Origin of the sequence: Bacillus sp. UNCCL81 (assembly GCF_900112535.1) — a bacterium.
GTDB lineage: Bacteria > Bacillota > Bacilli > Bacillales > Bacillaceae_G > Gottfriedia > Gottfriedia luciferensis_B.
Genome location: NZ_FOMF01000005.1, coordinates 1 through 26679 on the forward strand (window position 1 = coordinate 1; position 26679 = coordinate 26679).

At 34.3% G+C, this 26679-nt stretch carries 21 protein-coding genes; 17 read left to right on the forward strand and 4 right to left on the reverse strand.

Going from position 1 to position 26679, the window contains the following annotated elements; genetic code table 11:
- Positions 1-222 precede the first annotated feature (222 nt).
- From BM319_RS12100 to BM319_RS12110, 3 genes are all read right to left on the reverse strand, one after another.
- Positions 223-489: a zinc ribbon domain-containing protein gene (locus BM319_RS12100; protein WP_069032788.1), complete on the reverse strand. Its 267-nt coding sequence runs from the start codon at positions 487-489 to the stop codon at positions 223-225.
- 361 nt (positions 490-850) lie between these two features.
- Positions 851-1150 carry a hypothetical protein gene (locus BM319_RS12105; protein ID WP_069032690.1) on the reverse strand — a complete coding sequence of 100 codons (300 nt, stop codon included), beginning with the start codon at positions 1148-1150 and terminating at the stop codon, positions 851-853.
- A gap of 122 nt (positions 1151-1272) precedes the next feature.
- On the reverse strand, positions 1273-3114 hold the full coding sequence (locus BM319_RS12110; protein WP_091022866.1) for a terpene cyclase/mutase family protein: 1842 nt from the start codon (positions 3112-3114) through the stop codon (positions 1273-1275).
- 398 nt (positions 3115-3512) lie between these two features.
- On the opposite strand from BM319_RS12110, the gene BM319_RS12115 reads away from it, so the two are divergent.
- The 12 genes from BM319_RS12115 (at position 3513) to BM319_RS12170 (ending at position 18523) form a co-directional block, all read left to right on the forward strand.
- Positions 3513-4847, forward strand: coding sequence for an aspartate aminotransferase family protein (locus tag BM319_RS12115; RefSeq protein WP_139226531.1), 1335 nt, complete (start codon positions 3513-3515; stop codon positions 4845-4847).
- The gene (locus BM319_RS12120) at positions 4844-5542 is read left to right on the forward strand and encodes a CoA transferase subunit A (protein WP_091022868.1); all 699 of its coding nucleotides are present in this window, start codon (positions 4844-4846) and stop codon (positions 5540-5542) included. The genes BM319_RS12115 and BM319_RS12120 overlap by 4 nt, the downstream gene beginning before the upstream one ends.
- Complete coding sequence (locus tag BM319_RS12125) at positions 5527-6189, forward strand: 3-oxoacid CoA-transferase subunit B (RefSeq protein WP_069032693.1); 663 nt, start codon at positions 5527-5529, stop codon at positions 6187-6189. The genes BM319_RS12120 and BM319_RS12125 overlap by 16 nt, the downstream gene beginning before the upstream one ends.
- Before the next feature lie 15 nt (positions 6190-6204).
- Positions 6205-7518 (forward strand): peptidase, encoded by a 1314-nt coding sequence (locus BM319_RS12130; RefSeq protein ID WP_091022870.1) that lies wholly within the window; start codon positions 6205-6207, stop codon positions 7516-7518.
- Entirely contained in the window at positions 7496-8359 is an 864-nt protein-coding gene (gene ablB, locus BM319_RS12135) for a putative beta-lysine N-acetyltransferase (protein WP_069032695.1), read from the forward strand. The genes BM319_RS12130 and ablB overlap by 23 nt, the downstream gene beginning before the upstream one ends.
- 65 nt (positions 8360-8424) lie before the next feature.
- Entirely contained in the window at positions 8425-9813 is a 1389-nt protein-coding gene (locus tag BM319_RS12140; RefSeq protein ID WP_069032696.1) for a sigma-54 interaction domain-containing protein, read from the forward strand.
- A gap of 254 nt (positions 9814-10067) precedes the next feature.
- Positions 10068-11498, forward strand: a complete 1431-nt coding sequence (gene kamA / locus BM319_RS12145) for a lysine 2,3-aminomutase (RefSeq protein WP_069032697.1) — start codon at positions 10068-10070, stop codon at positions 11496-11498.
- The gene (locus tag BM319_RS12150) at positions 11498-11776 is read left to right on the forward strand and encodes a YokU family protein (RefSeq protein WP_069032790.1); all 279 of its coding nucleotides are present in this window, start codon (positions 11498-11500) and stop codon (positions 11774-11776) included. The genes kamA and BM319_RS12150 overlap by 1 nt, the downstream gene beginning before the upstream one ends.
- A 184-nt stretch (positions 11777-11960) precedes the next feature.
- Positions 11961-13388 (forward strand): amino acid permease, encoded by a 1428-nt coding sequence (locus BM319_RS12155; protein WP_069032791.1) that lies wholly within the window; start codon positions 11961-11963, stop codon positions 13386-13388.
- A 509-nt stretch (positions 13389-13897) separates the two neighbouring features.
- Complete coding sequence (gene licT / locus BM319_RS12160) at positions 13898-14731, forward strand: BglG family transcription antiterminator LicT (protein ID WP_069032698.1); 834 nt, start codon at positions 13898-13900, stop codon at positions 14729-14731.
- 409 nt (positions 14732-15140) lie between these two features.
- Complete coding sequence (locus BM319_RS12165; RefSeq protein WP_091022872.1) at positions 15141-17003, forward strand: beta-glucoside-specific PTS transporter subunit IIABC; 1863 nt, start codon at positions 15141-15143, stop codon at positions 17001-17003.
- A gap of 77 nt (positions 17004-17080) precedes the next feature.
- On the forward strand, positions 17081-18523 hold the full coding sequence (locus tag BM319_RS12170; protein ID WP_091022874.1) for a glycoside hydrolase family 1 protein: 1443 nt from the start codon (positions 17081-17083) through the stop codon (positions 18521-18523).
- A gap of 88 nt (positions 18524-18611) precedes the next feature.
- On the opposite strand, the gene BM319_RS12175 is transcribed toward BM319_RS12170, so the two are convergent.
- A complete protein-coding gene (locus BM319_RS12175) occupies positions 18612-20045 on the reverse strand; it encodes an APC family permease (RefSeq protein WP_069032701.1) in 1434 nt (477 codons plus the stop codon).
- A 528-nt stretch (positions 20046-20573) separates the two neighbouring features.
- On the opposite strand from BM319_RS12175, the gene BM319_RS12180 reads away from it, so the two are divergent.
- From BM319_RS12180 to BM319_RS12200, 5 genes are all read left to right on the forward strand, one after another.
- Complete coding sequence (locus tag BM319_RS12180; RefSeq protein WP_069032702.1) at positions 20574-21911, forward strand: APC family permease; 1338 nt, start codon at positions 20574-20576, stop codon at positions 21909-21911.
- 362 nt (positions 21912-22273) lie between these two features.
- Positions 22274-23572, forward strand: coding sequence for a Glu/Leu/Phe/Val family dehydrogenase (locus BM319_RS12185; protein ID WP_069032703.1), 1299 nt, complete (start codon positions 22274-22276; stop codon positions 23570-23572).
- A gap of 20 nt (positions 23573-23592) precedes the next feature.
- A complete protein-coding gene (locus BM319_RS12190) occupies positions 23593-23877 on the forward strand; it encodes an SAV0927 family protein (protein WP_069032704.1) in 285 nt (94 codons plus the stop codon).
- Between the two features lie 165 nt (positions 23878-24042).
- On the forward strand, positions 24043-24291 hold the full coding sequence (locus BM319_RS12195) for a biotin/lipoyl attachment domain-containing protein (protein WP_069032705.1): 249 nt from the start codon (positions 24043-24045) through the stop codon (positions 24289-24291).
- 234 nt (positions 24292-24525) lie between these two features.
- Entirely contained in the window at positions 24526-26658 is a 2133-nt protein-coding gene (locus tag BM319_RS12200) for a sigma 54-interacting transcriptional regulator (RefSeq protein WP_069032706.1), read from the forward strand.
- Positions 26659-26679 lie beyond the last annotated feature (21 nt).

The following is a 26679-nucleotide window of genomic DNA, read 5'->3' on the forward strand; positions in this document are numbered from 1 at the left end:
AGCGAGCATCCTGTAATGGAAATCAACATCATTCTACGCCTTTTACGGAAATTTGGTAATTTAATTGACAAGGTTGTTTTTCAACAGCGTGAAAAACTCAAAAAATCCTTCCTTTATGGATGGATTTTTGTTTATCTTGTACAACTAACGCATTGCTTTAGTTGAATAACAATTTTTAACAAACTCATTTAAGAAACGAAATATTAGTCACCCAATTATTTACTATTTTACTCTATCCCATCGTTCAAGCTTATGAATATTTCTAGTAAAAAGCGTTGCGATAAACTTAGGCATACCAAATTCCACGATTTTTTGTTTCACTCTAGCTTTCATTTCATCAACGGTAAGATTAGGTAAAGTGAATTCACCGTTCATGTAGCAATGACTACAATATTTTTCACTTTTCGTTCCATTTCTTTCTGTCCCACTGCCAAGCTCATCTTTTGCTAATGGCATTCCGCAGCTTTGACAATTCTTATATTTTTTCATTTTAACTTTTCCTTTCACGTATGCTAGCTTGTTCCTTTTTCAAAAGTCTCTACTCCTTTTGGAAAATTATACTTTGAATAGATTTAAAAATGAAAGAGGTAATATAATTTAAAATTTAGATTTCAAAATTCCCTTAATTGAGCAATAGCTTTATTCCAAAATATGGTCCAATTACTGAGAAAGCTAATACCGCTTATTCAACTAAATTGCCATTTGTTGAATAAAGAAACTATCGTATATTCATATTTTTGTATAAAATCATCCACACAAAGAGGCCTATAAAATTCCCCTTATTAATTCAAAAGAGGAAGCTTATAGGCCTTTTATATAAAAAATATTAAAAATTACAGTATGCAATTAATTAAAACCAAGAACGTCTTCTACTGCTTTTTATCATATTCCACATTTCTCTTTGGTGATCAGGATCTTGTGGGTTTACGTCACAATTCATTAGCCATTGAGCTGCGTTTTCGCGTTGTTCCGGAGTGATTGATACACTACAGCAATCCGATAGTCTATCAATCATATGGCATGCACCTTCTCGGCTTTTTAAATCATTTTTACGGTATGATCGAAGAATACTATAAATGCGTGGAAACTTGCGAGGATCACAAATTTTACCACAAAATTCTCTCATTAAGCTTGGGTCAAGATTTCCCATAAAGCCACTCCTTTATTGTTTAAACCATTAACTAAAATGACATGCACACAAATATTTTTTCAACAATGTATTATATGCCGTTAAAGAAAATAGGGACGAGGCGTTTAACTAGAAATCATAAATTAGTCACTTGTCTTATACTTTTTTAGATAATGACTTAATGTCAATAAGGGCCAAATATAACGGTAGCTATGGTAATTTATATAAAAATGACCTGGTAATCCTCCACCTGTCGGATAGGTCAATCGCTTATCATGGATATTTAACCAGTTTAAAATGTTTGATATTCCATCGTCAATTTCACTAGTAGGATAATCGTTGATTGAAATGAGCGTATCCACAACCCATGATGTATGAACAATTGTCGAATAAGAAAGAGGGATATACTTTCTTTCTATATCGCTTTTACAAGACTCACCCCAGCCACCATCTTCGTTTTTTATATTGAGTAACCAGTTATTAGCTTTTTGAATGCTAGGGTGATTTGAGGGGATACCGACCGATTTCATACCAGTAATAGCGGCCCATGTTCCATAAATATATGAAATCCCCCAACGACCGTACCATGAACCATCTTCGTGTTGATGATGGATTAACCAATTAACTCCATCATCAATTCTTGGATGAACTTTATTTAATTTTAATTTGGATCCTAGAAATTCGATTGTTCGACCGGTCAAATCTGCTGTAGATGGATCAACAGCAGTATCAACAAAATTTTGGATAGGAAAGATGAGTTTTAAGTACTTGCTACTGTTTTTTTCAAATGAGGCCCATCCGCCGTCCTTATTTTGCATATCCAATAACCATTTCACCCCAGCGTTCCAAGACTTTCGATAACCATCATCTATTAAAGAGAAATCAGTTGTTGCTCTTAAGACTGCTTGTGTATCATCTACATCCGGATTTTGAGTATTACTTTCCGTAAAACCCCATCCTCCTAAACAAATCCTATGATCTTTCTCGACTACCGTATGTTGGAGGGAGACTAAGTAGTTAGAAGCGGACTCAATCACTTTATCAGTTATTGGCACACCTGCTTCCTGCAATGCATAACTAGTAAGTGCTGTATCCCATATTGTCGAAGGGGAATTTTGGATATGAAGGGAATCTTCCAATTCAAATAGGAAAGATTTTATACCTAAAATAGCATTTTGAATGACGGGAGAAGTAGCTTGATAACCTAATGAAAGAAGTGCATAAATTCCAATAAAAGTAGCGCTGGCATAACTAGATAATGTTCCATCTCCTTCAATATTTTGAAGAATATATTGCTCGGCCTTCATAATAGCCATTTTGGATAAAGCTTTTGTGAAAGGTATTTTAAAATATGGGAATTTCCGCTTTTTGTTCATCGCTTTAAATTTATTGTTTGTAAATAAATGTTGTATAGTAGGTGTCCATTTATTTTTAATCGTAAATTTTTTATGTCCTAATATTAAAAGTGGAGCAAAGTGGAATCGAACATAAGAACTAAATTTAAAGAAGGACAAAGGAAAAAACTTTGGCAAATTTATCAAAAGGAGAGGGACTGGAAAAAATCTAGGCCATGGATACAATTCATGTAAGGCAAGCATAAATTTAGTGGAGACGTGTACACTCTCTAATCCCCCATTTTGACGAATGAACGTTTCTGCTTTCTTCATTTTTTCATCAGTAGTTTCTATATAACCCGAGAAAAGCAATGCAGTGTAAGCTTCTACAGTTACCGATAAATTTCCTGAGTCATCATCAAAAAGTTTCCACGCCCCACTGTCGTCTTGCTTTATTAATAAACGATTTACCAGCTTCTTAATTAGTTCTTCATCATGGCATTCAATCGTTCTTAAAATAATAATCATATAGGCATCTGTCATAGGACCGCTCTCGAAGCAATATCTCCATGATCCATCATCACTCTGATCCAATTTAATTTTATCTATTAGACTATCTATCTCAGCTCTAACTTTCTCCGATAAATCCATTTTTGATCTTCACCGCCAACTGATTGTGATACATATTTTTTCTCGTTAAAAATTATAAATTGGCAGCAGGGAATCTTACTCGACGTGGTTGCCAATTTTAGGAGTTAAGTATAAGTGCAACTACGCCTCTGACTTAACCAAAAAGGATCATCAGTCGACGAGTTTTCTTTTATATAGATATGTATATGGCCATCAATTGGGGCGGGCAACTATCTGTACAAATCTTTAGTTAAGAAGTAAAAACAGCTAATTAATTTTTAGTTACAGAGATTAAGTGAAAAAAATAAAAAGGAAGTATCTCAGAAAGCAAGAATACTAAAAAATACCCTCTATTTAAATTTCCAATATTTAGTAGTGTGGCTTTTTGCGTTTTACATCAGGAAGGATGGGGATAAAAAGTGGAAAGAGATTATTTAATTAAACCATTACTTGGCCAGCATTATCCTATGATTTCTCATGGAAAGGGTGTGTACCTATATGATCAAGATGGTAATAGGTACATTGATGGTTCATCCGGAGCAATTACTGTGGGAATTGGTCATGGGGTTGAAGAAATCATTGATGTTATGACTGAACAAGCAAAACAAGTTTCTTTTGTTTATCGTTCACAGTTTACGAGTGAACCTGCTGAGAAGCTAGCAAAGAAGCTGAGTGATATCACTCAAGGTGATTTAAATTGGACGTTCTTTGTTAATAGTGGTACTGAAGCAACAGAAACTGCTATGAAACTAGCGATACAGCATTACCAAGAAAAGGGAATGAAGGGGAAGAATAAAATCCTCTCACGTTGGATGAGTTACCATGGCATAACAATTGGAGCTTTATCTATGTCTGGTCACCCTTTAAGACGTCAAAGATTTGTACCAATTCTGGAGGATTACCCTTCAGTTTCACCACCATATTGCTATCGATGTCCTTTCAACTTAGAACATCCATCTTGTGATTTAGCGTGTGCATCTGAATTAGAAACAGCCATTGATCGAATTGGCCCTGAACATATTGCTGCATTTATTGCTGAACCAATTATCGGTGCTGCAGGCGGTGCGATTGTACCATCTAAAGGTTATTACCAAAGAATTAAAGCTATTTGTGAAAAGTACGATATTTTACTAATTGCAGACGAGGTTATGACTGGTCTTGGACGTACTGGGAAAATGTTTGCAATGGAGCATTGGGGTGTTCAGCCTGATATCGTTACGCTTGGAAAAGGATTAACATCTGGCTATACACCAATGGCTGCAATGATTGCTAGCGATCGAGTTATCGAACCAATTATGCAAGGTTCAAAACTTGTTATGAGTGGACATACTTTTAGTGCTAACCCACTATCAGCTGCTGTTTCATTAGCCGTAATTGAGTATGTTGAGAAACATAATTTAGTACAAGCCGCAGAAGAAAAAGGTAATTATCTGTTGAATAAGCTCCAAGGATTAAAAGAGAAATTTCCATTCATTGGAGATGTTAGAGGAAAAGGTTTGTTAATCGGCATTGAATTTATTCAAGGTATTAAATCAAGTTCCTTTATTCAAAAAGTAATGAGTAAGGGTTTACTGTTATACCCTTCTGTTGCTGGAAAAAACGGAAAAGAAGATTCAGCTTTCATGATTGCGCCACCTTTAACGATTACATATGGAGAAATGGATGAATTGCTTCAAATTCTTACAGATAGTTTAAAAGAATTAGAAATGGAACAATCCCATCTAACTTTTACAGCTAAGGGGGAAACAGTATGAATTTAGTTGAAAATACTTATAAAAAAATAGCAACTATAGAACAAATTCTTCAATTTTTTCATGATGACATGACACTTATGGTTGGAGGATTTGGAGGAGTCGGTTCACCACCAACTTTACTTCAAGCATTATTTGATAGTGGAGTTAAGGATCTTCACTTAATTAGCAATGATACTGGATTTCCGGATATTGGTATCGGAAGGATGGTAAGGAATGAAAGAATCAAATCAATTGTGACATCTCATATAGGATCGAATCCGTTTGCCGGAAAATTAATGACGGAAGGAAAGCTCAAAGTAGAATTTTCTCCGCAGGGTACTTTAGCAGAGCGTATCCGTGCTGGAGGAATGGGACTTGGAGGAGTTTTAGTAGATGTAGGTCTTGATAGTATGGCAGAAGACGGTAAAGAGAAAGTGTTTGTAAAAGGTAAACAATTTCTAGTTGAAGAAGCTCTTAAAGCAGAAGTTAGTATTATTTTTGCAAAGAAAGCTGATCCATTTGGAAACTTGGTTTTTGACAAGAGTGCAAGGAATATGAATCCTCATATGGCTATGGCAGGAGATATTACGATTGTAGAAGCGGAAGAAATCGTTCCACTTGGCTCGTTGAATCCTGAGGAAATCGTAACTCCAGGTGTGTTTGTTGATTACATAATTTCATCAGAAGGAGTGAACTGGAAATGGGCATGGGAATAGACTTTCGTCAAAAAATTGCGATGCGAGCTGCTAAGGAAATAAAAAACGGAATGATCGTAAATTTAGGAATTGGAATTCCATCCATTGTTCCCGATTACTTACCAGAAGATGTACATGTTATGTTCCATGCGGAAAATGGTGTTATGGGAATTGGACCGAGTCCCGAAAAAGGGAAAGAGGATGAAAATTTATGTAATGCAGGTGGTTTCCCAATCACTGTTTTAAAAGGTTCTAGCTATTTTGATAGTGCTACTGCTTTTGGCATTATACGAAGAGGTTTACTAGATTTAACGGTTCTAGGGGCATTACAAGTTAGTGAAAAAGGAGATTTAGCAAACTGGATTGTACCTGGAAAGCGTGTACCAGGAATAGGTGGTGCAATGGATTTAGCTCAAAAGGCTAAGAGAGTAATAGTCGTTATGAATCATACCGACAAAGCTGGGAATCCAAAAATTGTGAAAGAATGTAGTTTGCCATTAACTTCTAAGTCTTGTGTTGATTTAATCATAACGGAAATGGCTGTCATTGAAGTAGTCGATGATACTTTAGTGCTTAAAGAACTAATGAGTCCATATACTGTAGAGGATGTAATTGAAAAGACTGGTGCGAAACTAGAAATTAGTACGGATTTAAAAATGTTTATATAGAAAAGGGTGAAGAGGATGAGACATTACAAAAAAGTTATTCAAGATTATATAAGCAATCATAAAGATAAAACAGTTGATCTTCTTAAACAGCTAGTAATGGAAAATAGTGTGTCTGGTAATGAGAGTAAGGCACAAGCAATTGTCCTTGAAAAACTAAGAGAAATTGATTTGGATTTAGACGTATGGGAACCAGATCTAAAAGAAATGAAAGAGCATCCTTATTTTATTTCAACAAGAGACAGTTTTACTGGTAGTCCTAATATTGTCGCTACGCTTAAAGGAACGAGCGGAGGAAAGTCTATGATCCTAAATGGACATATAGATGTTGTTCCAGAAGGAAATATTCAGCAATGGACATACGCTCCTTACAGTGCAACAGTTGTAGATAACAAGCTTTATGGGCGTGGAGCAACTGATATGAAGGGCGGAAATGTTGCGCTAATTTTAGCAATAGAAGCAATAAAACGAAGTGGTATTACACTAAAAGGAAATGTTTATTTTCAAAGTGTAATCGAGGAAGAGAGTGGTGGTGCTGGTACACTTGCTACTATATTGCGAGGATACTCAGCTGATGGTGTTATTATACCTGAACCAACAAATATGAAATTTTTCATTAAGCAGCAAGGATCAATGTGGTTCCGTCTCAAAGTAAAAGGTAAGGTAGCACATGGAGGTACTCGTTACGAAGGTGTAAGCGCTATTGAAAAAAGTGTACTTATTATTCAACAAATCCAAAAACTTGAGCAATTACGAAATGAACGAATAGCTGATCCGTTATATGATGGAGTACCGATTCCAATTCCAATTAATATTGGAACAATTCACGGTGGAACATGGCCATCTTCTGTATCTGATTTAGTGACTTTAGAAGGAAGATTCGGAGTAGCGCCAAATGAAAGATTAGAAGATGCGAAAATAGAATTTGAGAATTGGATAGATAATATTAAAAATCTTGATGATTGGTTCGTAGAAAATCCTGTAGAAGTAGAGTGGTTTGGAGCAAGATGGGTTCCTGGTACTGTTGAAGCTGATAGTGAGTTAGTGCAAACTTTACAACGAAACTATCTTGAAACAATGAAACAAAACCCAGTAGTTGAAGCTGCACCATGGGGAACTGATGGAGGATTATTTACACAAATTTTAAATATTCCCATGATTGTTTTTGGACCAGGAGAGACAAAAGTAGCTCACTACCCAGATGAATTTATTGATTTAGATCAAATGTTTTTAGCTGCAGAAATCATTGCCTGTACATTAATTGACTGGTGTGGAGTTGAGGGCCAACAACATGAAGGTGAGGGAGCATATGAAAACGAAAAAGTATTATGAAACAATTAAAGTTCAACAGGAAAACTATTATTTCGAAGGTGCTTTAGATTATTTTAATGAGCGAATTCGAGTTGATTTTTACTTAGGGAATGTATCACTACTAATTGAGAGAATAGAAAAATTAGCAAAAGAAAACAAATTTACTAAGCTAATTATTAAAGCAAGAAGTGAACATTTATATTCCTTCTTACAATCAGGATATATGATTGAATCTGCACTGAAAGGCTATTTTCAAGGTAGTGATGGCTTTTTCGTTACGAAATATGCTAGCCAGGATAGAAGAAATAGTCTTTATTGGGACGCTGGAGATGACATTTTAGATGCTGTTTTAAAGAGTGATCGATCAAAAGAAAAGGTAATTCCGAACGATTATGTTTTACGAAGAGCTGAAAAAAATGACTCAACTAAACTTGCTAAATTATATGGTCAAGTTTTTAAGGTATATCCTACACCTTTAAATGAATCCGCCTATGTTGAAAAGACGATGGATGAAGGGACTATTTATTGGGTTTATGAGAAAGATGGAAATATTGTAAGCGCAGCATCTGCTGAAGTGGACTTCAGTCAAAGAAATGCCGAGCTAACAAATTGTGCAACACTTGAAGAACATCGTAAGCATGGATTGATGAAGGAGCTAATGAAGAAGTTGGAACAGGATTTAGTAAGCCAATCAGTTTATTGCTCTTATACGATCGCGCGAGCATTATCATATGGAATGAATGCAGCCTTTCATCAATTAGGGTATAAGTACACTGGAAGAATGACAAACAACTGCTATATCTTTGATAAATTAGAAGATATGAACGTATGGGTGAAAGATCTTTCAAAAATAGTCTTTTAATGTCAAACTGCCGAAAATTGAGCGTCAAATCGCCAAGTTTTCGGCAGTGAAAGGATGGTTATGAAATGAACGCAACAATTCCAACTAATGAAATGATTAGTGCCATATTAAATAGTATCGATGAATCAATTCACGCAGTCGACAAAAATGGAATGACTATATTTTATAATCAAGTTGCGGCTGACCATGACGGTGTTTCAGTTGAGGAGGTTCTGGGAAAGCATGTACTAGAAGCTTTCCCTTCTTTAACGAAAGAAACAAGTACCTTATTGAAAGTACTAGAAACAAAACAAGCGATTATTCAACAGCCTCAACGCTATGAAAATATTAAAGGCCAATTTATTGATACTGTTAACACGACAATTCCGATCATTTTGGATGATCAATTGATCGGTGCGGTTGAAATTGCAAAGGATTATTCTACAATTAAATCGCTTGGTGAGAAGGTATTAGACTTACAAGCGAGGATTAAAACGCAAGTAAAAAAAGGAAAAGCTAAACAAGTTCACTCATATACGATCACAGATATATTAACAAATGACCCTGCTTTAATGGCCGTAAAAAATCAAGTTGAAAAGGTAGCAAATGCAGACTCTGCAGTACTGGTAGTTGGTGAAACTGGAACTGGAAAAGAACTTTTTGTCCAGTCAATTCACCATAGTTCAAATAGAAGTGAAAGCCCTTTTATTGCTCAAAACTGTGCTGCTTTACCAGAATCATTACTGGAAAGTATACTATTTGGTACGACAAAAGGTAGTTATACGGGAGCGATTGATCGAGCAGGTTTATTTGAACTTGCCGATGGTGGAAGCTTGTTTTTAGATGAACTAAATTCGATGCCATTAGAGCTTCAAGCCAAGCTACTAAGAGTACTAGAGGATGGAGTTGTTCGCCGAATAGGTGATCAAAAGACTCGTAAAGTTAATGTAAGAGTAATCGCTGCAATTAATGAATCACCTTTAGATTGCGTTCAAAACGGTATTATGCGACCGGATTTGTATTATCGTTTGAATGTGTTTTCTTTGTTCATACCTCCGTTAAGAGAAAGGAATTATGATATCGAGCTGCTCACGTCTCATTTTGTTGAGCAATTCAATGAACGTTTTTCAAAGAATATCCGAAATGTAGAACATACTGTATTTGAGTTATTCCATCAGTATAATTGGCCTGGTAATGTTCGGGAACTAAAGCATACGATTGAGCATGCTATGATTATGGTAGAAGGGCATACTCTTACAGTCAAACATCTACCGATTCAACTACAACAAATTAAGAAAAGTACTGAAACAAAAGGAGTTCAGCCTTTACGTTCGGCAATGCAGGAAATGGAAATTTCACTCATTAAACAAGCTTTACTACAAACGAATTCTAATATTCAACAAGCTTCAGCACTACTTGAAATACCTAGGCAAACTCTTCAATATAAGATTCAAAAGTTAAATATCTTAGTATAAACAACAATTTAATCTTCTAAAAAATTTAGTTTTAGCACTTCATTCAATAGCCAAGCCGCCTAATTTTAGGCGGTTTTGTTATTTTTAATTCCTCTTAGGAAGATACCAACTTAAAATTTTAGCTTTAAAAAATAAAAAAACAGGCTAAATAGTTTGAATTTTCTATATTTGTGGCGTTTTTATTAAATAATTGTAAATTTTTGGCACGGCTCTTGCTATATATTAAAACAAACAGTTTGAAAGGGGATGTAAGTATGGTAAATGCAGTCTATGCTCCAAAAAGACATTGGAAAGAAGTTGAATTATGGAAAGATGTAACAGATGAACAATGGAATGATTGGGTTTGGCAACTTACAAACACCATCAAATCATTGGATGAGTTAAAGCAAGTAATTAATCTCACGCCAGACGAAGAAGATGGGGTACGAATTGCGACAAAAACAATTCCACTAAACATTACCCCATATTATGCATCGTTAATGAATCCGGATGACCCACGTTGTCCAGTTCGTATGCAATCAGTACCAATCTCTGCGGAGATTCATAAAACTAAGTATGATTTAGAGGACCCACTTCATGAGGATGAAGATTCTCCTGTACCAGGTTTAACACATCGTTATCCAGATCGTGTACTATTCTTAGTAACAAATCAATGCTCAATGTACTGTCGTTACTGTACTAGACGTCGTTTCTCAGGACAAATTGGAATGGGAGTGCCAAAGAAACAGCTTGATGCTGCTATTAATTACATTAGCAAAAATCCTCAAGTACGAGATGTACTTATTTCAGGTGGAGACGGTCTTTTAATTAACGATAATATTTTAGAGTATATTTTAAAAAATTTACGTGATATTCCACATGTGGAAATTATCCGTATTGGTACAAGGGCACCTGTAGTATTCCCGCAACGTATTACTGAAAATCTTTGTAATATCTTAAAAAAATATCATCCGGTTTGGTTAAATACTCACTTTAATACTTCAATTGAAATTACAGAGGAATCGAAACGAGCTTGCGAAATGCTTGCAAATGCTGGTGTACCATTAGGGAACCAAGCCGTAATCTTAGCTGGAATTAACGACAGTGTACCAATTATGAAAAAGCTAATGCATGATTTAGTTAAAATTCGTGTTCGTCCATATTATATTTATCAATGTGATTTATCAGAAGGAATTGGTCACTTCCGTGCGCCTGTTTCAAAAGGTTTAGAAATTATGGAAGGATTACGCGGCCATACTTCTGGATATGCAGTACCAACATTTGTAGTAGACGCACCGGGTGGTGGAGGAAAAATTTCTCTTCAACCAAATTACTTAATTTCGCAAAGTGCTGATAAAGTTGTACTTCGTAATTTTGAAGGTGTAATTACTACTTATCCGGAACCACAAAATTACGTACCAGGAAGAGCAGAAGCATACTTTAAAGAAATTTATCCTAATATGGATGAAAAACGTTCCAATGCAGGAATCGCTGGATTAATGAATGAAACAAAATTCAATCTTGTACCAGAAGGTTTACAACGTATGGAAGTTCGTAAAACATATGCAACAAATCCAGAGCATGCTTCTTTAAAAGATAAGCGCGATAAACGCGACGAATTAAAAGAAAAGAAATTCCAAGCACAGCTTACAAAAATCCAAGTTAGTGAAAAGCTAGTAGGAAGTGCACAAGGAGACACTGAATGATGAAATGTCAGTGGTGCGAATCAGCTAACATAGTTGAATCAACAAATACAGTCTACTGGGAACTTCCTGATGGTACGAAGGCAATTGAGATTAAAGAAACACCATGTATCATTTGCTTAGATTGTAAAATAACATATCAAACAGATGATACTGTTAGTGCAATTGAGGAGCAATTATATTTAATTGACACGAAGCTGCTTGGTAAATCGACTTCATATAATGGGTTGATCGAGCAACAAAGATTATTAAAGAGGAATTATTTCGACTTTTCCAAATAAGAAATGAGAAGCGACCATTCGCTTCTCATTTTCTCTAATGTTCAAACTTTTCCTAAACCCGCCAAAGGACGTTTAAAAAAAGCAGAAAATTATCGAATCCAAAAAACGACTGAAAAGGAGTATTTTAATGAAAAATACGGTAAACACAATAACAGTCATTGATTCTGAGAGTCATATTCCTTCCATGCCTCAAGAGTTGAAGCGTGGATTAAAACCTCGCCATATTACAATGATTTCACTAGGAGGAACAATTGGAACAGGTCTATTTTTGGCAAGTGGAGGAGCAATCCATAATGCAGGGCCAGGTGGTGTTCTAGCAGCTTACATAGCTATTGGAATAATGGTGTACTTTTTAATGACAAGCCTTGCTGAGATGGCTACATATATGCCAGTTGCAGGATCTTTTAGTACATACGCAACAAAATTCGTTGACCCTGCACTTGGTTTTGCACTTGGCTGGAATTACTGGTATAACTGGGCAATTACGATAGCAGCTGAATTAGCCGCAGTTACAATGGTTATGAAATTCTGGTTGCCACATACATCCTCACTCTTATGGAGTTCATTATTTTTAGCTATTATCTTTCTGTTAAACTATCTGTCTGTTAAAGGGTTTGGGGAATCTGAATACTGGTTTTCTATTATAAAAGTTGTTACAGTAATCATTTTTTTAATTTCGGGATTTTTAATGATTTTTGGAATTATTGGTGGAGATGCAGTAGGGTTTAAAAACTTTACAGTTGGTGATGCTCCGTTTCATGGAGGATTCATGGCGACACTTGGCATTTTTATGGCAGCTGGATTTTCTTTCCAAGGTACTGAGTTATTAGGGGTAGCTGCTGGGGAGAGTGAGGAACCAGAGCGAAATATTCCTCGTGCGGCTCGCCAAATCTTTTGGCGTATTTTATTATTTTACGTATTATCCATATTTGTAATAGGTCTGTTAATACCATATACAAATCATAATCTAGCAAGTGGAGATGTAGCTGTTAGTCCATTTACGCTAGTTTTTGATAAAGCTGGCATTGCATTTGCAGCGTCTGTAATGAATGCAGTAATCTTAACGGCAGTTTTATCAGCTGGAAACTCTGGAATGTATGCTTCAGCTCGAATGCTGTGGGATATGGCTCGCCAAGGGAAAGCTCCAAAAGCATTAGGTAGGTTAAATAAAAGGGGTGTACCTGTTAATGCATTAATCATTACAGCGGCAGTCGGTACATTAGCATTTTTAGCTTCTCTATTTGGCGACGGAGTTGTTTACGTTTGGTTACTTAATGCTTCAGGTATGTCTGGTTTTATTGCTTGGCTTGGAATAGCAATTTGTCATTACCGATTCCGTAAAGCATACGTAGCACAAGGAAAGGATTTAAATGACCTACCGTATAAAGCGAAATGGTTCCCGTTCGGACCAATATTTGCTTTTGTACTATGTGGGGTCGTTATTCTTGGACAAAACTATTCAGCATTTATGGGCAAAGCAATTGACTGGAACGGTGTACTTGTTTCATATATAGGGCTGCCATTATTCCTTATTTTATGGATTGGATATAAACTAATAAAAAGAACAAAAATTGTTCAGCTTAATGAGTGTGATTTGGAGAATGAAGCGTGAATGACATATTTTAATTGATAAAAAGATCTAACTTTTAATTGAATCGTAATTGTTTGGAGATGTAATTCGTATGAGAATTAGCATCTCTTTTTTTATCTGAAAATTCATTATATTTTATAATTTAAATTGCTGATATAGATTTTTTAGCAGACACCAGAGAGTACTCAGTCGTTCATCCAACTGAATGGAATAAACTAGCAGAGCAAAATAGTAAAAAGTACACTGGTCTTTATGTATGTATAGCAATCCTATACTCTTACAGAATCAAAAAATAAAAATATCTTGTTAATAAATATGATATTTTTTATAATTATCTGTATCTTATAAGTAAAAGGATTGTTACTGCAATGCAGGCAAAACCTAGATGATTAATGTCTTAATGTTAGACATTGGTTATTTAGGTTTTTTTTACCTATAGATGTAGTAAAATTGACCTGTAAAAAAAGAAGCTTTAGTATAGAAAGAATAAATGGTATCGCAAATAATCCTTCGCAAGAGAGGTGAAATAGATGATCATCCATAAAGTGATTAATAACAATGTAGTAAGCGTTTTGAATGAGCAAAATAAAGAAATGGTTGTTATGGGGAGAGGGCTAGCCTTTAAGAAAAAACCAGGTGATCCTGTTGATGAGCAACTGATTGAAAAGGTTTTCAAGTTGGATAACAAGGATTTATCGGAGCATTTTAAGAAGCTGCTTGAAGAAATTCCTTTACAATATATGGAACTGTCAGATGAAATTATCCGCTTTGCAAAAGAGACATTGGGAAAAAAATTAAGTGAAAGTATTTATGTGTCTCTGACAGATCATATTCATTTTGCCTTATATAGACAGAAAAATGGACTCGAAATCAAGAACCCGTTACTTTGGGAAGTAAAACGACTGTATAAGGAAGAATTTTCGGTTGGTAAACATGCTTTAAATATTATTGAGCAAAAAACAGGGATCCGTTTACCTGAGGATGAAGCAGGTTTTATTGCTTTGCATGTAGTAAACGCGGAATTGAATGAGGAAATGACGAATATTGTAAATATTACAAAGTTCATTCAAGAAATATTAACTATTGTAAAATATCATTTTAAAATTGAGTTTGATGAGGAATCTTTAAACTATTATCGATTTGTCACACATCTTAAATTTTTTGCTCAAAGGATTTTTAGTAAGACATATTTAAATAATGAGGAAGATTTTCTGTTCAATACAATAAAAGAGAAATATAAAGATGCCTCAATATGTACAGAAAAAATCAAAGATTTTGTTCTAAAAAAATATGAATATGAATTAAGTACAGAAGAAAAACTTTATCTAACAATTCATATTGCTCGCGTTGTTAATAGAAATTAATTTTTTGATGAAAGCGTTGACAATGTTAATTTACAGTGATAATATCAAGTTATCAATTAAATACATCCGATTTTATAGGATTGTTACTGGTCGTGCAGGCAAAACCTAAATTGTCGTCTCTTATGTTTTTTAAGAGGTGTGCAGTTTAGGTTTTTTGTTTTCTTGGGACACTTTTGATCCGGACGAAGGAAGTCAAGATAGGCCAGTTTACATATCGCTGTATTTAATTAAAATTAAATAACAAAATTCAGGATTGTTACTGGTCATGCAGGCAAAACCTAAATTACAAGAGTGTATGATGATTTTTCATGCTTCTGTAGTTTAGGTTTTTTTTTTTTTTACTAAAATAATAACTAGGAAGATATTTTAATTATTTTTGGAATTTTCCATAATTTAAGGAGGGGTATTTATGGATTATAAACGAACTGCTAGTGAGATTATTGATTTAGTCGGTGGGGAAAAAAATATAACCAATTTAATTCATTGTATTACTAGGCTTCGATTTAATTTGAACGATGATAGCATAGCAGATAAAAACAAAGCTAAAATCGAAGCAATTGATGGTGTTATGGGAGTAAACAGAAGTGGTACTCAATTTCAAGTAATCATTGGAAACGATGTTGTAAAAGTATTTGATGAAATAAATAAAATTGCCAATATTAATTCTAGTAATTCAGATGGTAATAAAAAAGCTAAAGGTAAAGGGATAGGAAGTATTTTTGATGTAATATCTGGAACATTTGCACCAATATTACCTGCAATCACTGGAGCGGGTATGATCAAAGCAATTCTTGCAATTCTTTTGACATTCCACTGGATTTCAGACAAAAGTCAAGCATATATCATTATGAATGCGATTGGCGACGGTGCATTCTATTTCATACCGTTCTTAGTTGCTTTTAGTGCAGCGAAAAAATTCGGTTCCAATCAATTTGTTGCAGTTTCAATCGCTGGTGCGATTATGCATCCGTCCATTACAGCTTTATTAAGTAGTGGCAAACCAGTTCATTTTATCGGACTTCCTGTAACGGCTGTAACATATGCTTCGTCCGTTATTCCAATCTTATTGGCAATTTGGATTGCATCTTATGTAGAAAAATGGACTGATCGTGTAACTCCGAGCATGGTTAAACTAATAATTGTACCGACTATTACTCTATTGGTAATGGTTCCGATCACATTAATCGCGGTTGGTCCATTAGGTGTATTCATTGGTACAGGTCTTTCTAAAGGTGTTACTTTCCTATATGCTCATACAGGTATTTTTGCAGGGCTTCTGCTTGGAGGTACATTCTCTTTAATCGTTATGACTGGTATGCACTACGCGTTTCTTCCAATTGTAGTTGGAAACTTAAGCACAAAAGGATACGATACAATCCTTCCAGCAATGTTCATGGCTAATATGGGGCAAGCTGGAGCGGCTTTTGCAGTATTCTTAAAATCAAAAAATAAATCATTTAAATCATTAGCACTTTCAGTTAGTATGACAGCTTTAATGGGTGTAACAGAACCAGCGATGTATGGTGTAAATATGAGACTTAAAAAGCCATTCATTGGGGCTTTAGTAGGTGGAGCAATCGGTGGAGCTTACTATGCATTGATGGCCGTAAAACTATACGTTATTCCAAGTAACGCTGGTCTACCAGGAATTCCTTTCTTTATTGGTGAAACATTTGTTTATGCGTTGATCGGTTTACCGATTGCGTTTATCGCAGGTACAGTTGCTGCATACTTTATTGGCTTCGAGGATGTAGAAGTAAAAGAAGACAAAAAGGAAGAAAAAATAGTAAATGAAGTAAAAAACGTTGATCAAAACCGTATTCAAGAAGTAGTAAGTCCTATAAAAGGAAAAGTTGTACCTTTAACTGACGTTAAGGATGCTACATTCTCAAGTGAAGCTTTAGGTAAAGGTATTGCCATCGAACCTCAAGAGGGAAAAGTTGTTTCTCCTGTAGATGGTGTTGTTACAACTTTATTTAGAACGAAGCACGCGATTGGCATTACATCAGAAAATGGAATTGAAATTCTAATTCACGTTGGAATGGACACAGTTAAATTAGATGGTGAATTTTTCACAGCACACATTAGCCAAGGTGACGTTGTGAAAGCTGGGGACTTACTAGTTGAATTTGATTTAGTAAAAATTAAAGAAGCAGGCTACGAGGTTACAACTCCTATCGTTATTACAAATAGTACTAATTATCTAGAAATTAATGCAGTAAATAAAGAAAACGTTAAAGAAAATGAAACACTTTTAACGATTTGTGGTTAATTTAGAAAACGATTCTGACTGCCGTCTTTAAAGTCAGCAGTCAGAATATTTTAATAAAAATTGTGGAGGGGAACATTATGACAAAAAACTATTCATTTCCTAAAGGATTTTTATGGGGCGGAGCAACTGCTGCCAATCAATTAGAAGGTGCTTACCAAGAAGGTGGAAAAGGGTTAAATTTAGCAGATGTTATGCCTGGAGGAAAAGTAAGATTAAAAGTTATTCAAGAACCGGGATTTGATTTTAGAATAAATAAAGAAAAATATGTCTATCCGAATCATGATGGAATTGACTTCTATCACCGTTATAAAGAAGATATTGCACTTTTTGCAGAAATGGGATTTAAAACATATCGTATGAGTATTGCATGGAGTCGTATCTTTCCAAAAGGCGATGAATTAGAGCCAAACGAAGCAGGTTTAGCTTTCTATGATCGTGTGTTTGATGAACTAAAAAAATATAATATTGAACCAGTTGTAACAATTTCTCACTACGAAATTCCATTACACTTAATTACAGAATATGGTGGCTGGCGTAACCGTAAAGTAATCGAATTCTTTAATCGATATGCAACAACATTATTCGAATACTATAAAAACAAAGTAAAATACTGGTTAACTTTTAACGAAATTAATGGTGCAACGCATTTACCACTATTAGGTCTTGGATTTTCTCCTGAAAGTAAAGAAACACAATTGCAGGATAGCTTCCAAGGACTTCATCACCAATTTGTAGCAAGTGCATTAGCTGTAAAGGCAGGTCATGAGATCATTCCGGGTAGCCAAATTGGTTGTATGCTTGTATATGTCCCGACTTACAATTACGACTCAAACCCTGAAAATGTAATGTATGCTCTACAAGAGTCTCGCCTTTGGAATAACTACTGTGGAGATGTTCAAGTTAGAGGTGCATATCCAGCATTTGCAAAACGCTTCTGGAAAGAAAATGATATCAACTTAGCTATTCAAGACGGTGACTTAGAAATTATTAAAGAAGGAACAGTTGATTTCATATCGTTAAGCTACTATATGTCTCGCACTGAGAAAAAACATAAAACGAACGAAGAAAGTAGCCAAGGTAATTTAGTTGGTGGTGTTAAAAATCCATTTTTAAAAGAAAGTGATTGGGGATGGGAAATCGATCCAACTGGTCTTCGCATTGGATTAAATCAATTATATGACCACTACCAAAAACCATTATTCATCGTAGAAAATGGTCTTGGAGCATATGATCAAATTGAAGAAGATGGTTCGATTAACGATGATTACCGTATTGATTACCTACGTAGTCATATTGAGGCTATTGGTGAGGCAATCGAGGATGGAGTTGAACTAATGGGTTACACTCCATGGGGATGCATTGACTTAGTAAGTGCGTCTACAGGTGAAATGACTAAACGTTACGGCTTTATTTACGTAGATAAACAAGATGATGGAAGCGGAACTTTAGAGCGCAAAAAGAAAAAATCATTTTATTGGTACCAAAATGTTATTCAAACTAATGGGGAACAACTTGATTAATTATGAAAGAAAAATAGAAGAAACGTACATATTTTGAAATAAATATGTACGTTTTTTCTATTAATCTATTATTTTATAACTTCATACTTTACACATCCAAATCCTTCTCTAAATTAATACCAATTTTCCCTTCCTGTATTCTAGATCTGAATAGAGCCCAGTAAATAACAATCCCAGCAAGAAATAAATAAAGGATTACTTTAGTTGTTGGTAGGAAATCTTTTGGGAGTGTTAAAATACCAACTTCAAATACTAGCCAAATAATCGCAAGAATCGTAACAGGTAGTCGCCATTTTCCTAGCTTAAAACCATCTGTATCCGGTAAAGTTTTAATTTTAGTAGCGTATGCGATTACAGTAATTAAGTAAATTATGGCCGGAAGTGCCGCAGAAGTACCTATTAATAATGATAGTTTCCCAAAATAGAAAACAGCAATAATGCCTAATACAGAAACTAAAATTATCGCATTGTACGGTACATTATGTTTTTTATCTACCTTTTTAAACACATTTGAAGCAAAAAACACATTGTCTCTTGAAAGGGCATAAATAAGTCGAGATGCAGAAGCCATAATGATTAATCCACAAGCAAAAATTGAAACAATCACTAATGCAAGGAAGAAGTCAGCAACTGCAGTGCCCAAACGTGATTGTAAAATATCAGAAATAGGGGAAGCAGAAGCCATGATACTATTAATATCTTTAATCCCCGAAGTAACAATGATTAAGAAAACAAATCCAATTACACCTGCAAGTAACATTGAGTAAACGATGGCTTTAGGTACGGTTTTATTAGCATCAACTGTTTCTTCTGCTAGATTTGCCGCAGCTTCAAAGCCTACTAAAGTATAAGAGCCCATTACAACTGATAGTACAAATGCTGTTAAATAGCTTCCATTTGAGCCAACTTTGTGAGCAGTGTAAGTTAATAATGAAAAATCTGCTCCTTTGAAAAATAAGACAAAACTTAAAATAATAATAATGCCAATAAATCCAATTACCTCTGTATAAACAGCTGAATTATTAATAATTGTAGCAATCCTTACTCCGTAAATATTTAATAATGCTTGTATAACGATTGTAATTAATACGACTGTTGTAAGAACTGTAGTAGTACTCTTAATACCAATTAAATCAAGAAAAATCGGTGCTACACCATAATCAACAGTAGGTACAACAATAATTAAGTAACATAAAGCTGCCCAACCTGTAAACCAACCAAATCCCCGATTCGTTAAACGGCTAACCCATTGGTATACATAGCCACTTAAAGGAATTTTGCTTGATAGATCTGCAAATATTAAGGCTACAAGTAAATGTCCCACCATAACAAATGGCCAAGTCCAAATACCAGCAGGTCCGGCTGCTCCTAAAGCAAGACTATAAGAGCTAAAAATACCAGTTGTTATTGAGATAAATGAGAATGCAACTGCAAATGAACTAAAAAATTTTAATGAACGCTGTAATTCCTGTTTGTAGTTAAACGATTGTAAAGCATCTGAATCAATACCTTGTTTACTCATAAATCATCTCCTCCAAATTCGATTTTATTTACAGAATTTTCTTATAATTAAACCCATAGTTAGTCCGATTAGATTAACTAAAAGTTTTATTATCGATCGGGTAAAAAATCTAAATATTTTCTTGTACCTAAAATTGGGCAGAGTGATAGTTTACCGTTAATAATGCAACTTCCGTGCCAGTCTAATAGATGTGAGTAATTTTAGAGATTCATATAAAAAGAGAAGAAAATCTTATGAGTTCTTGAATAATGTATGCAGTACTGAATAACAACTAGACCAATCATAAAAGTAGATATAAGTAAAAGGAATTTCGTTTTTTCTATTAATACTTATTAATTTCAAAGCAATAGTAGCTGTTCTTTATAACGTTTACAAAAAAATAATAATTTGGCATAAAACTTGCAGTTCTAGAAAAAGACTTATTTAAATATTCAAAAAAAGGAGGTTTCTGTCGGAAAAGTAAGAATTATAAGGAAGTAGTAATAATGGTGTAAGCGCTTAATCTAAAAAACGAAGGGGATATGATAGGTGGAAAATAAAACACAATTAAAAAGATCCTTAAAGTTATGGCAAGTAGTTATGATGGGGTTAGCCTATATGACCCCTATGGTTGTTTTCGACACATTTGGAATTGTCTCTGATGTAACTAATGGTCACGTACCAAGTGCATATATAGTAGCTCTAATAGGAATGTTATTTACAGCTGTTAGCTACGGCAAGTTAGTAAGAGTATTTCCTGAAGCTGGGTCTGCATATACGTACACCCAGAAGGCAATTAGTGGTCACTTAGGCTTCCTTGTTGGATGGTCATCTTTACTAGATTACTTGTTCCTTCCTATGGTAAATGCTTTATTAACTAAAATTTACTTAAACGCACTTTTTCCAAATGTTCCAACTTGGATATGGGTAGTTGGGTTTGTAGGGCTAGTTACTTTCTTAAACTTAAGAAGTATCAATATGCTGGCGAATTTTAATACTCTTTTCGTATTAGTTCAACTTGTGATTATGGTAGTCTTTATCATTCTAGTTATTCAAGGATTACATCACGGAGAAGGATACGGCGGATTCAGTATTAAACCACTTTTTAATGCCGGAATGCATTTTGGTACATTAGTAACTGGTGCAACAATCCTTTGCTTCTCATTTTTAGGATTTGATGCAGTTTCTACTTTATCAGAAGAAGCAATAAACCCTGCAAAAACAATTCCTAAAGCAATTCTTTATACAGCTCTTTGGGGAGGCGTAATCTTCACAGTTACATCATTTTTCATTCAATTATACTATCCGGACATATCTAGATTTAAACATCCAGATGCTGCATCACCAGAGATTGCACTCTATGTAGGTGGTAAATTATTTCAATCAATTTTCTTATGCATTACTTTTATTAACACACTTGCTTCTGCATTGGCTTCACATGCGAGTGTCTCACGTTTGTTATTTGTAATGGGGCGTGACAAAGTTTTCCCAGATAAATGGTTCGGATTTGTTCATCCGAAATGGAAAACACCAGCGTTTAACGTAATTTTTGTCGGTGTGATTTCATTATCAGCAATCTTTTTCAACTTAGTAACAGCCACTTCATTAATTAACTTTGGAGCATTAATGGCATTTACTTTTGTAAATTTATCAGTCATTAACCATTTTTACATTAGAGGAAAACATAGATCATTCAAAGGCTTCTTTTCTTACTTGCTTTTGCCTTTAATTGGAGCCGGTTCTGTAGCAATACTATGGTTTAATATTGAAAAAAGCTCGCTAATAATGGGAACAATTTGGTTCGTCGTTGGATTATTGTATTTAATTTACTTAACTAAGGCATTCCAAATTGCACCTCCTAAATATGAAGAAGAGGCTGCTGTATAGTAGACTCACAATGAAGAAAAGTCACAAGGAAATTTACTCCTTGTGACTTTTTTGTCTACTCTGGAATATTTTGTTCGTATTTCCCTTTTCTTTGATCATGCATTTTAAGTAATTCAATTTTGAATAATGATTAATGCAAAATTGAATAATTCATGCATTCAATCATATTTTCACTAAATGATTGAATAGGTCATTGAAGGAAAAACACTAAAAAGTTTCGTTCAAAAAAATATACGAAGGTCTTGTAATTGCCTCTCTAATAAGCTTTTGTCTATTTTATCACTTCACAAAATAATGATTTGAATTCAAGTTGGCACAGGAATTGCTATTAAATTTTTAAAATAACTAATGAGGTGTGTAAAATGAGCTCAAATTTAGCTAAAGTAGAACAAAATGAAAAGAGTAGTGAACAGTTAGAAATAGATGATTCCCTTCAGGAGTTTAGAGAAACATTAAATGAAGCAATCGGAATAATGAACTATCCGAGTCAAGTATTTGAATTCCTTAAAACACCAATGCGATTTTTAGAATTTAGTATTCCCGTTCAAATGGATAATGGTGAGACAAAGGTATTTCAAGGATATCGAGCTCAACATAACGATGCATTAGGACCTACAAAAGGGGGAATCAGATTTCATCCTGATGTAACGCCAGAGGAAGTAAAAGCATTAGCTGGATGGATGAGCTTAAAGTGTAGTATTACTGATTTACCTTATGGGGGAGCAAAAGGTGGAGTTGTTTGTGACCCAAGACTATTAAGTATGAATGAGTTAGAAAAATTAAGTAGAGGTTATGTAAGAGCTGTAAGCCAAATTGTGGGACCTACTAAAGATATTCCTGCACCTGATATGTATACAAACGCACAAGTAATGGCTTGGATGCTAGATGAATATGACCATATTAGAGAGTTTGATTCACCAAGCTTTATTACTGGTAAACCTCTAACTTTAGGAGGTTCAGTAGGTCGTGAAACGGCAACTTCAAAAGGAGTATTTTATGCTCTCGAGTTAATTAGTGAAATACAGAAAATCGAGATTAAAAATATGAAGGTCATTATTCAAGGATTTGGAAATGTTGGTAGTTACCTAGCACAATACTTGCATGAAGCTGGAGCAAAAGTTGTTGGGGTTTCAGATGTACTCGGAGCAGTCTATGATCCAAAAGGCTTAGACATTCCATATCTATTAGACAATCGCGATTCATTTGGAGTTGTTTCTAACCTATTTAAAAATGCGATATCGAATCAAGAGTTATTAGAAAAAGAATGTGATGTTTTAATTCCAGCAGCAATAAGTGGAGTTATTAACAACCGTAATGCGGATAAATTGAAATGTAAGATTGTTGTTGAAGCAGCGAATGGACCGACTACTAAAGAAGCCCTAGAAATTCTTGATCAAAAAGAGATTTTAGTCGTTCCCGATATTTTAGCTAACTCAGGTGGAGTTGTTGTTTCATATTTTGAATGGTGTCAAAATATGCAAGGTTATTATTGGACTGAGAGTACTGTAGATGAGAGATTAAAAGAAAAAATGACAGATAGCTTTTTAAAAGTTTATAAAACATCACAAAAATATAATGTAAACATGAAAATAGCAGCTTATATCGAAGGAATTCGTAAAATCGCTGAAGCTTGTCGCTTGAGAGGTTGGGTAAAATACTAAAACAAAAGGAGAGATCTAGAATGATTGATATTATTTCTGAATCAACGGAAAAACAGCTTGTACACCATTATTGTTTATTAACGCAGAACAATCGATATGATTTATCAATTGCCTTTTCAAACCACTTTTATGGAAAATCAATGGTTACATCAATTCAATCTAGTAAAATGGCATTATTATGTTTAGAAGATATTCATTCTGAACATTATTGGGCTCCTAAATTAGGTATAGCTGAAGAGGATATTTCTGAAATCCAAAATTTCTTTAGCATGGTTTTACCATCAAAACACATCTGTGAGCTATAATATCAGGAATTATTTTTAAAGTAGGATCGCTGATTGGCAAGCTTAAAGACGAAGACGTGGGTGAAGTTGCAAATAATCTAAATTACTAAAATTTGTAACTAAGTCGAGACACTTTCTTCGCTACAAATATTACATTCTTAATGTGCAAAAAAAGGAGTGAGCTTTATGTATTATGGAGTCATTGTCAGTGACTACCATGGAACAGTTGAAGAGACTGCTATTCAGAAAGATTCAAGAATTTATGAATGGGAGCCTTTATTCTTTATTAAAACTACAGATGGAATTACAAAAGTTATTCATCAAGGAATAAGTGGCGAAGTTGTTTCATTGGAGGTCTCAAAAGGAGACAAAATAGTTCCTGGAATGGTTCTTGCGTATGTTAAAGAAGATTTGTTTGTTACCGCTAGCGATTGAGTAAAGTGTGATTAAGATTTCTAGGATCTACAAATAACAACTTTGATTCAATTAACGCGTTCTCTTTTCTAACAAATAAAGGGGTGTCTCTGGTCGAATAGACTTAAGAGACTGCCCTTTCTTTTTGTTTTTGTGAAATAGATTAGCAAATTATAATTTTTGATTTTTATGATAAATATAAAAATTCTGCTAAAATAGGAATGTATAATGGTTTAGACATAAGGGGGGAAAGTAATGTTATCAATAAATGAGAAACAAATAAGACCAGTCATCACAATAGATATCGATCAATTTAAAGAAAATGATGAAATTGATTTATCCAATATAAATGAACCCTTTTTATTCTTACGTAAGCAAAATCAGATTGTTGGTTATGTTCAATTAAATAATATTACTCAAAGTAGTAATAAAAAGAAAGATATAGCAATCTCAAAGATTACTAGCCTTTCTCAATCAATTACTAGTGTATATCGCTTAAGTGAGCAAATTTCATTAACGGATCTATTTCAAATTATTGGTGAACCGATCTCAATTGTAAAAGAAGATGAAGACATGCCAATAGGTTACATACTTCGCGAAGATATATTAGCGGAGCTTTTCAAACAAGAAAATAAAAGTGTGGATTTATTAAAGAGCATTTTAACATCGATACCAATGGGAACATTTGTAGTAGATAAAAATAAAGTAATTGTAAATTGCAATGATGCTGGGTTGAAAATGATTAAATCAACATCCGAAAAAGTAATTAATACAAAAGCAGAAACTATTTTTAGCGGTGAACAAGTTGAAATTGTATTTGATACAGGTAAAACAATTCTTAATCAAATACAAATAAATGATGATATAGGCGTTCTTGTCGATTATAGCCCAATCTTCGTTGATAACGAGGTTGAAGGAGTAATTATTGTTGTACAAGATCTCCCAATGGTTGAAGAAATGGCCTCTGAAATTGAATACGTAAAGGATTTAAATAAAGATTTGAATGCTATTTTATCGAGTATTTATGATGAAATCCTTGTTGTAAACCGTAAAGGAGAACTAATTCGTTACAGTGAGAATATAATTCCTGGATTTTGGAATGTAGATTTAAAGGAATTACTTGGGAAGAGTATCTTAGAATTTGGAAACCAGGGACTTTTTACACCATCAGTTACAAAGTTAGTTTTAGAAAAGAAGAAAAAAGTATCGATCGTTCAAGAAACAATAAATGGACGTAAAGTACTTGCTGTAGGAAATCCGGTTTTTGACGAGAATATGGAGATTGAACGTATTATTATTGCATCTAGAGATATTACGGAAACTTCACGCCTTAAAACTGAATTAAAAGAAATGAAAAAGATTTCTGAGCAATATAAAAAAGAACTTGAAGATATTAAAAGCAAAGATCGTTTTGTTAAAAGACTGATTTATTGTAGCCCTAAAATGGAGCAAATTCTTAATCAAGCAAAAAAGATTGCAGACTTTTCTTCCACTGTATTACTACATGGAGAGTCCGGGGTAGGAAAGGAAGTCATTGCACAGGCGATCCATCAGTTAGGAAATCGTTCTTCAAAACCATTTCTAAAGCTAAATTGTGGTGCAATACCTGAAAATCTTCTGGAAAGTGAGCTTTTTGGCTATATTAAAGGAGCGTTTACAGGAGCAGATCAAAATAAGGACGGCTATTTTAAGCAAGCAGATGAAGGCGTTTTATTTTTAGATGAAATTGGTGAAATGCCACTACATTTACAAGTTAAATTGCTTAGAGTCCTTCAAGAGCAAGAGGTAATTCCGGTTGGAAGTACAAAACCAGTTAAAGTGAATGTTCAAATTATTGCTGCTACAAATAAAAGATTAGAAAAAATGGTTGAAGAACGTACATTTAGGGAGGATTTATATTATCGCTTAAATGTTATACCTTTAAATATTCCACCGTTAAGAGAACGAAATGAAGATATCTCATTATTAGCTTTCCATTTCTTGCAGCAATTAAATGAAAAATATAATAAGAGTTTTCATCTTACACCAGATGCAATTAACGTATTAGAATTTTATTCATGGCCAGGTAATGTCAGAGAACTTCAAAACATCATAGAAAGATTAGTTGTCTCTGCTGAAGATCAAATTATTAATGCAGAAGATGTTAATCAATTTTTACCAAATAGCTATGACTTTAATAAATCTAAACCAGTCATTAATAAAGTTATTCCTCTCCAAGAAGCGATTGATTATGTTGAGGAGCAACTTATCATGCTTGCGATGAAGCAATATAAAACAACAACGAAGGCTGCACAGGTTTTAGGTATTAGTCAGTCCTCGGTTAGTCGTAAGTATCAGAAAATAATGAATGAAAAAAATATGAATAGTGACTTTATGTCATTTAAATAAAAAAACGCACAGAGTGCGTTT